Origin of the sequence: Noviherbaspirillum sp., from assembly GCF_036846085.1 — a bacterium.
Taxonomy (GTDB): domain Bacteria; phylum Pseudomonadota; class Gammaproteobacteria; order Burkholderiales; family Burkholderiaceae_D; genus Noviherbaspirillum.
The window spans coordinates 1-8,134 of sequence record NZ_DAIUCO010000244.1 but is presented as its reverse complement, the minus strand read 5'-3'; the positions used below and the strand labels follow the sequence as shown (position 1 = coordinate 8,134).

Genomic DNA, 8,134 nt, shown 5'->3' with positions numbered 1-8,134 from the left:
CGATTCCTCGGCGGTTTCCTTCGATGCCTTCAATGCCAGTTCATGTTGCTTCAGTTCATCGTTGCGGCGCGACAGCTCGGCGGTGCGTTCCTCGACCCGCAGTTCCAGCAGGCGCTCGGAGCGTTTCAGGTTGTCGACGAGTTGCTGCTGCGCGTATTCCTTTTCCTGCCGGAGCTGATTGAAACGATCGGCGAGCGCCAGCGAGAACAGCAGCATTTCCAGTGCCGATCCGATCTGGATGCCATAGATGGTGATGAAATTGGGAATGCCGCTCACGCCGAAGCTGCGGGCCGCCGTGAGCAGCGCGGTCACCGCCAGTCCGGCAAAGGCGACCAGGAAAAACGGCGCGCTGCGCTGGCCGCGCCGCTGGCAGGCGATGGCGACCACCAATGCCAGCAGGATATTCGCGACATCCATCGCGATGCCGACGCGCAGCGTATGCTCGAACGACCAGAGAAACGCAAAAATCTGCAGGCCGTTCAGGCCGATGAATGCCAGCATCACGCGGTCCAGCGCCGGCACGATCCGGCTGGTGGTAAGCAGCCTTCGCTGGAACTGCAGCAGGGCGGCGCCGTTGAGCGCGAATGCAATCATCGTGGCGATCACGGCCCAGTCCGTCGCTTCCGGCCAGACGAACTGCAGGCCGAGGCCGCTATACGCCAGCAGCGACAACGCGCTGCTGGCCGCGAACAGCACGTAATAGAAATAAGTGGGATCGCGCAGGGAGATGAAAAGCAGCAGGTTGAACAGGCCGAGGGCGATCACGAGGCCGAAGTAAAACGCCTGCATCATGTATTCGTGCAGGATTTTTTCCGTGAACGCGCGGGTATGCCACAGCTTGGTGGCGACATTCAGCGAGCCGCTGGATGCGACGCGCAGGTACAGCGTCGTGTCGGACCTGGCGGCAAGCCGCAGCGGAAACACGAAATGGCGGTGCGGAACAGGCCGTTGCGCAAACGGGCGGAGCACGCCCGTCTCCATGTGCTTCATTCCGTCCGGCGTGACGGTGTACAGGTCCACGTAATGAAGCGACGGATAGGCCAATTCCAGCCGGCGGAACAGTTCATCGTCGCTCGGGTTTTGCAGGGTCACCCGCAGCCATACCGCCGAATCCGTAATGCCGAAGTTGAGCGAATCGCTGTTTTCCGACGGGGGCGCAAAACGTTGCGCCAGGTCCGGTGCGCGCACATCGTCGATATTCCATTGCCGTGACGGATCTTCCAGCACCTTCCAGTAGGGCGTGAGGTTGAACGCCTCGCCGGAAGGCTGGCCGTCGATCTGCAGCGAAGCGGCATGCGCCTGACCGGCGATCGCGAGCAACAGCAGCATGACATGACGAAGAAAGGAGGAGCGAAAGCGCATCAGGCCGGGAATGTAAAAAGAAGTCGTTATTATTACTTAATAGTTGGTTACATTGCTGGCTAATTAATATTTCCTATAGTCAATATAACAGGCGTCTGTTACTCCGCATAACCGACTCATGACCACCTGTCGGGCTGCTTCTTTCAGGAGGTACCTGAAGCAGTGGGTTCGGACATCTCTCGATTGGAAAAGTACGGGCGTTAGTTTACCTGCAGGGGAGCCGTGCTGCGAACGGGGGATGCATGCCGCCGGCACATTGGCCGGTCTCCTGCCGATGGGCTTGTTACCGGTAGATATGCTGGCCCTTACTGTTGCGCCATTGCTCTTCGAAGTGGCGTGCATCATCGTCCGAGCGTGGCCTCACGCCCATGAGGATGCCGCCTTCCTTCAAGCCGTTTTCATAGCGCTTGACCCGCTCCTCGGGGATGCCCCAGCCGATCAGTGCGCCCAGCAGGCCGCCGGTGGCGGCACCCGCGCCGGCGCCGGCCGCCGCGGCGGCCAGCGGTCCGGCAAGCACGAGGCCAAGGCCGGGCAGCGCGATGGTGGTGCCCGCCGCGGCAACTGCCGCCAGGATCGCGCCCAGCGTGCCGCCGACCGCGCCGCCGATTCCTGCACCTTCGGCGGCCTTGTTTCCCAGTTCGGTGGCAGGCTGCCCTGGCTGCCCGCCATCGGCAAAATGTTTTGCGCGGGTCTCATCGGACATCACCAGGCTCAGGTCGCTGGTGTCGTAACCGCGGTCCGATACCGCCTGGTAGGCCCGCTCGGCGCTGTCGCGGTCATAAAAAAGGCCGGTCACCATGCCTGGATAGTCCTTGGAATTCGTGCTCATCCTGTTCTCCTTCATCGTGGGGGTCGTGAAGCCAGATGCCTTTTTGATAGGAACGACACGCCTGTCCTTAGTTCCGGCAGGCGGTAGGCAGCACCGGTTGCGCCGCTCAAGTAATCCGGTTTTCTGCCGTTATTCCTGGTAGGCAAGAAAAAACAACCAGCAACCAATTCAACCGGCTACCGGCTGCCGCGCAGGGGGAGCCATGAGTATCAGCGTCACCTTTAACAACACCCATCGCATCACGCTGGCCTCGCCGTTTTTCATGACGCGGCGGCCGGTGCTCGACCGCCGCCAGGAACTGGAAGCCTACGAGTTGCTGTTCTGCAGCGCCGCCGGCGACAGCGCGGGCGCCCTGGATGACACCGACGGCGCGGTTTCCGTCATCGCCGATGTGATCCGGCACGGCCTCAGCAGGGTGATTGGCGACGTGCCTGGCTTCGTCCATGTCAACTCGGCCGCGCTGATGAGCGATATCTTTAATTTTCTGCCGCCGCAAAGCGTCGTACCGGTGATCGCTAACGGCGTTGAACCGAGCCCCGAAGTGCTGAACCGGATCGCGCAGCTGGTGCGCAGCGGCTTCCGCTTTGCGCTCGATGTCGATAAGCAGGAGCGTACGTTGCCCGCCTTCCTGCCCCTGGTCGACATTCTCAAGGTGGACACGTCCGGCAAGATTGCCGCTGAACTGGCGGTGATCTGCGGCCGCCTGCATCCGCACCGGAAAACCGTGATGGCGGAAAACGTGCACACCGCGCAGCAGTTCCAGTTGTGCTGCGATGCCGGGTTCGATATTTTCCAGGGGTATTACTTCTGCAGGCAGCAGATCACGCCCGCGCGGAAGCTCAAGGCGTCGCAGGCGGCGATCATCCGGCTGATCACGCTGCTGGCTTCCGACGCGGATACGGTCGATATCGAGGATGGCATCAAGCATGAACCCACGCTCGGCCTGAACCTGCTGCGGCTCGTCAATACGCCTGCCGTCAGCGCGCACCGCATCGATTCGCTGCACCAGGCGCTCATGGTGCTGGGCCGCAACCAGCTGCAACGCTGGCTGCAGATCATGCTGTACGCACCCGCCGGCCCGCAGGGCACGCGCATGATGCCGCTGCTCACGCAGGCGACCACCCGTGGCCGCCTGCTGGAACTGGCGGCGCAAAAGCTGCGTCCCGGCAACCGCGGTATTGCCGATACGGCCTTCACCGTCGGCATCATGTCGCTGATGGACTCCCTGTTCGGCATGCCGATGGAGGAGATCCTGATGCAGATGCCGGTGACCAAGGAGGTCGGGGATGCCCTGCTGTACCGGCGCGGCTATTTCGGCGAACTGCTCGTCCTGGCCGAGCAGACCGAATGGGCGGACAAGGGCGCGACCGAACTGCTGCACGGCATCGAGGGCTTGCGGCTGTCGCACCATGATTTATATGCACTGCAACTGGCGGCGTTTGAATGGAGCGACCAGGTGACACGGCATGTCTGACCGGCCCGCAAGGCGGAGACGAACTATCGAGACAGGCAAGCGTCCTACGGTTTTGCGCACTGCCGCATACTGGAGACCGACATGCAACCGTCCGATAACCGTAGTAAAACCGAACGTGAACAATCCGAAGGACTGGCGAACCAGAATGTGACCGGCCCGGCGCCGATCGACCAGCCGCCGAAGGAGGAACGCCCCGCGCATCTGCCGGGGCTGGAGGATTTAAATATTACGCAACCGGATGGCGCGAATTCGCCGCCGAATGGGGGAAGGAATTCGTGAGGCTCGACAGCTTGATCGCTTGTGGATTGCGCTCGCCGTCAAAGACGAACTTGAAGAGTGCGCCGTAACATTCCCCTCTGCAAAGCGGAGGGAGCAGCGCAGTGATGGTACCTAAGTCATCGCCCCGGCGAACACGTCTGTGAACGGCACGGCGAATCAAATTGCTTGCCATCAATCGCACCGCTCACTTCCGTGACACAAACCCGTTCCCCTCGATATAAAACCGCAAATTTGCCGATGCCCATTCCTTCGCATACGCAACCCCAATGCGCGGCCGTTCGATCACCCTGAACGCCTCCTGCGAATCGCCCTCTGCCACATACAATTCGTCTCCCAGCAGATCCACGCCATTCAGCCGCCTGTCGATGCCCATCGCCCTGCACAGCAGCCCCGGCCCCTTCGTGTTGCCATCGATGCCGGCCACCGGCTCCACCGCCCGCAACAGCACCGCCGCACCATGGCCTTCTTTCTCGGTGACGACATTCATGCAGTGATGCATGCCGTAGATGATGTACACATAGGCATGGCCGGGCGGGCCGTACATGATGCGGGTACGCGGCGTGATGCCTTTCGAGGAGTGCGAAGCCAGGTCATGCGCGCCGATGTAGGCTTCCGTCTCGACGATCCTGCCGATGCGCACAATGCCCGGCTGCGCATGCACCAGGTACTTGCCGAGCAGTTCCCGTGCGACCAGTTCCGTATCCCGGTCATAGAATGCGCGCGGCAGCCGAACGAAGTCCGGCATCACCACGTATCGACGAAAGGCCGTTTCTTGCCATGGCGCGGTGCAGGCGGCGGCGCTGAACGCAGGCCGCGCATCACCCATCGGCGGGAGTCCATCGGGTCGATGACGTCGTCGATTTCGAGGAAGGATGCCATGTTGATCGCCTTGCCCTTTTCATAGGACTCCGCGACCATTTTCTCGAACGCCGCCTTGCGTTCCGCCGGGTCGGCGATCGCTTCCAGCTCCTTGCGATAACCAAGGCGCACCGCGCCTTCCAGGCCCATCGCGCCGAACTCGCCGCTCGGCCAGGCAATGGTGAAGAAGGGGGCATGAAAGCTGCCGCCGGCCATCGCCTGCGCACCGAGGCCGTAACCCTTGCGCAGCACGATGGTGAAAAACGGCACGCTGAGGCTGCCGGCGGTGACGAACATGCGCGATACATGCCGCACCATCGCTGTCTTTTCCGCATCCGGACCGACCATGAAGCCGGGCGTGTCGCACAGCGACAGCATCGGCAGATCGAAGGCGTCGCAGAGTTGCATGAAGCGTGCCGCCTTGTCGGCGGCATCGGCATCGATGGCGCCGCCGAGATGCATCGGATTGTTGGCGATCAGCCCGAACGGGCGACCCTCGATGCGCACCAGCGCGGTGATGATGCCGATGCCGAACTGGCGCCGCAACTCCAGCACCGAACCCTTGTCCGCCATGGCCTCGATCACCGCCCGGATATCGTAGGAGCGCAAGCGGTTTTCCGGGATCAGGTGGCGCAGTTCGCGCTGGTCGGCGCATTCCCATTCGCTCAACGCACCCTGGAAGTAGGACAGGTATTGCTTTGTCACGCGCACTGCTTCCGCCTCGTCCGGCACGACCACATCGATGACGCCATTGGGCGCCTGCATGCTGACCGGGCCGACCTGTTCCGGCAGGAAGACGCCAAGGCCCCCGCCTTCGATCATCGCCGGTCCGCCCATGCCGATGGTGGCATTCTCTGTGGCGATGATCACGTCGCAACAGCCGAGGAAGGCGGCATTGCCGGCGAAGCAGCGGCCGGAGACCACACCGACCCGCGGCACCAGTCCGCTGAGCCGGGCGAAGTTGATGAAGGACATGACATCCAGGCCCGCCACCAGCATCGCGTCGGTGTCGCCCGGGCGGCCTCCGCCGCCTTCGGCGAAGATGACCACCGGCAACTGCTGCTGCTCGGCGATCTGGAACATGCGGTCGGTCTTCTTGTGGTTCATCATGCCCTGCGTCCCGGCGAACACGGTGTAGTCGTAGGACATCACCATGCAGCGCGCGCTGGCATCATCAAACAGCGCGCCGTTGATCGCTCCCACGCCGGCCACCAAACCATCGGCCGGACTGATGCGGATGAGTTCGTCGAGCGGACGGCGCAGGCGCTGGGCGGCAATTGCCAGCGCGCCGTATTCGATGAAGCTATCGTCGTCGCACAGGTCGGCGATGTTTTCCCGTGCGGTGCGCTGGCCGGTTTTGCGCCTGCGCGCCACCGCATCCGGGCGCATCGCATCCAGTCCGATCGCATGGCGCTCGCGCACTTCGGCAAGGTCGGGGCGGATATGGTCCGGATCGATCGCCTGTTCGTCGACTGCATGCTCGGCCGCCGATTCGGACGCTTCAAGAAATAGCAGCGGCGCGCCGTGGAACAGCACATCGCCCTTGTTCACCGCCACCTGCTTCACGATCCCGCTCGTCTGTGCCTTGACGATGTGCTCCATCTTCATGGCCTCGATCACCGCGACCTGCTGCCCGGTACGCACCATGTCTCCTTCGCGTACATCGACGCTGACAACCGACCCCTGCATCGGGGCAGGGACCGCGACCGTATCGTCAGGCGCTTCCGGTCTGGTGTCCGCTGTTGCGTCACGCGTGCCTTCCGGCAGATCGGCATACAGCTTCCTGTGAGGTTCGGCGGCCGCCAGCAGATCCGCGATGCGCTCCTCGACGAACCGCGTATGCACACGATTCAGGATCACATCCGGATGCCGCAGGATGTTCTGCAGGAAGCCGATATTGGTCGGTACGCCGTCGATGCGGAATTCACAGAGCGTACGGTAGGCCTTTGCCGCCGCGTCGGCATAGGACGCGGACGTCGAATGCACGATGAGCTTTGCCAGCAGGGAATCGAAGCTGGGGCTGGTGGTATAGCCCGCATAGCCGAAGGTATCCACCCGCACGCCGGCGCCGGAGGGCGGCTCGAAGGCGGTGAGGGTGCCCCCCGATGGCTGCGCGTCGCCGTCGGGCCGCATCGTCTCCATGTTGATGCGCAGCTGGATGGCGTGGCCGCGCGGCGGCGGTATGTCGCCCTGTTCCAGCCCAAGCTGGGCCAGCGACGCGCCGCCGGCGAGCTGCAGTTGCGCCTTCACCAGGTCCACGCCGGTGACCTCTTCGGTGACGGTGTGCTCGACCTGCAGGCGCGGGTTGGCCTCGATGAACATGAATTGCTCGCTGTGTTCATCCACCAGGAATTCGAATGTGCCGAGGCTGCCGTAGTTGACCGCTTCCGCCATGCGTTTTGCGGCATCGGTGATGCGGCCGCGCAATGCGGGCGACAGGGAAGGGCTTGGCGCGATCTCCACCAGTTTCTGGTTGCGCCGCTGCAGCGTGCATTCACGCTCGCCGAGGTGGCTGACGCGGCCGCTGCCATCGCCGATGACCTGCACCTCGACATGCCGCGCACGCAGCACCAGCTGTTCCGCGTACAGCTCACCGCTGCCGAACGAGGCGACCGCCTCCGAACGGCAGCGGGTATATGCCTCGTCAACGTCCTGCATGCGGCTGACTGCCCGCATGCCGCGCCCGCCGCCACCGGCCAGCGCCTTGATCATCATCGCGCCGCCGTTGCCGAGCGACGCCAGGAAGGCTTTCGCCTGCTCGACCGAAATCGCACCCTCGGTGCCATGCACCACCGGCACCCGATAGTGCTGTGCCAGCTTGCGGGCCTGCGCCTTGTCGCCGAACAGTTCCAGCGTCTCCGGCAACGGGCCGACGAATAGCAGGTCCTGCGCGGCGCAGCGGCGGGCGAACTCGGCGTTCTCGCTGAGGAAGCCGTAGCCGGGATGGACGGCGTCGCAACCGGCCTCCCGTGCCGCTGCGAGTATCTGGTCCATGTCGAGATAGGCCGCGGCGCCCTTGCCGCGCAGTGGCCGCGCGGAATCGGCCTTGCGCAGATGCAGCGAGGCGGCGTCGTCCTCGGAATAGACGGCGACCGTGCGGATGCCGAGTTCGGCAGCGGCACGGGCGATGCGGATGGCGATTTCGCCGCGGTTGGCGATGAGCAGGGTTGTGATGGTCATGCGGGATGTTGTTGGTAGTTATTTGGTGTTTGCAGATTGCTATTTTGAGAGTGTGCTGCGGTCCGAAGTATGACAACGACGGGAAAATTGTGACTGGCCTTAGTCCGATGCTCCGTAAGGTTCCCTCCCCCTTTCAGGGGGAGGGGTAGGGG

General features: G+C 63.2%; 6 protein-coding genes. 2 read left to right on the top strand and 4 right to left on the bottom strand.

Annotation, left to right across the window (positions count from 1 at the left end):
- Together V7080_RS21150 and V7080_RS21145 are read right to left on the bottom strand one after the other, a co-directional pair.
- The coding region (locus tag V7080_RS21150) for a 7TM diverse intracellular signaling domain-containing protein (RefSeq protein ID WP_334190369.1) at positions 1–1,362 on the bottom strand (1,362 nt) is incomplete at its 3' end.
- Between the two features lie 283 nt (positions 1,363–1,645).
- Entirely contained in the window at positions 1,646–2,191 is a 546-nt protein-coding gene (locus V7080_RS21145; RefSeq protein WP_334190368.1) for a hypothetical protein, read from the bottom strand.
- 202 nt (positions 2,192–2,393) lie between these two features.
- Between V7080_RS21145 and V7080_RS21140 the strand changes: the two genes are divergently transcribed.
- Together V7080_RS21140 and V7080_RS21135 are read left to right on the top strand one after the other, a co-directional pair.
- Positions 2,394–3,665 (top strand): EAL and HDOD domain-containing protein, encoded by a 1,272-nt coding sequence (locus V7080_RS21140; protein WP_334190367.1) that lies wholly within the window; start codon positions 2,394–2,396, stop codon positions 3,663–3,665.
- A gap of 81 nt (positions 3,666–3,746) precedes the next feature.
- Positions 3,747–3,944: a hypothetical protein gene (locus V7080_RS21135; RefSeq protein ID WP_334190366.1), complete on the top strand. Its 198-nt coding sequence runs from the start codon at positions 3,747–3,749 to the stop codon at positions 3,942–3,944.
- Between the two features lie 184 nt (positions 3,945–4,128).
- Here V7080_RS21135 and V7080_RS21130 read toward each other — a convergent pair whose 3' ends face one another.
- Entirely contained in the window at positions 4,129–4,689 is a 561-nt protein-coding gene (locus V7080_RS21130; protein ID WP_334190365.1) for a DNA-3-methyladenine glycosylase, read from the bottom strand.
- On the bottom strand, positions 4,689–7,982 hold the full coding sequence (locus tag V7080_RS21125; protein ID WP_334190364.1) for a carboxyl transferase domain-containing protein: 3,294 nt from the start codon (positions 7,980–7,982) through the stop codon (positions 4,689–4,691). Before V7080_RS21125 ends, V7080_RS21130 begins: the two co-directional genes overlap by 1 nt.
- Positions 7,983–8,134 lie beyond the last annotated feature (152 nt).

Bases quoted from the DNA above. Each gene is read 5' to 3' on its own strand.
- V7080_RS21145 (WP_334190368.1), bottom strand. From the start codon at position 2,191: ATGAGCACGAATTCCAAGGACTATCCAGGCATGGTGACCGGCCTTTTT.
- V7080_RS21140 (WP_334190367.1), top strand. From the start codon at position 2,394: ATGAGTATCAGCGTCACCTTTAACAACACCCATCGCATCACGCTGGCC.
- V7080_RS21135 (WP_334190366.1), top strand. From the start codon at position 3,747: ATGCAACCGTCCGATAACCGTAGTAAAACCGAACGTGAACAATCCGAA.
- V7080_RS21130 (WP_334190365.1), bottom strand. From the start codon at position 4,689: ATGCCGGACTTCGTTCGGCTGCCGCGCGCATTCTATGACCGGGATACG.
- V7080_RS21125 (WP_334190364.1), bottom strand. From the start codon at position 7,982: ATGACCATCACAACCCTGCTCATCGCCAACCGCGGCGAAATCGCCATC.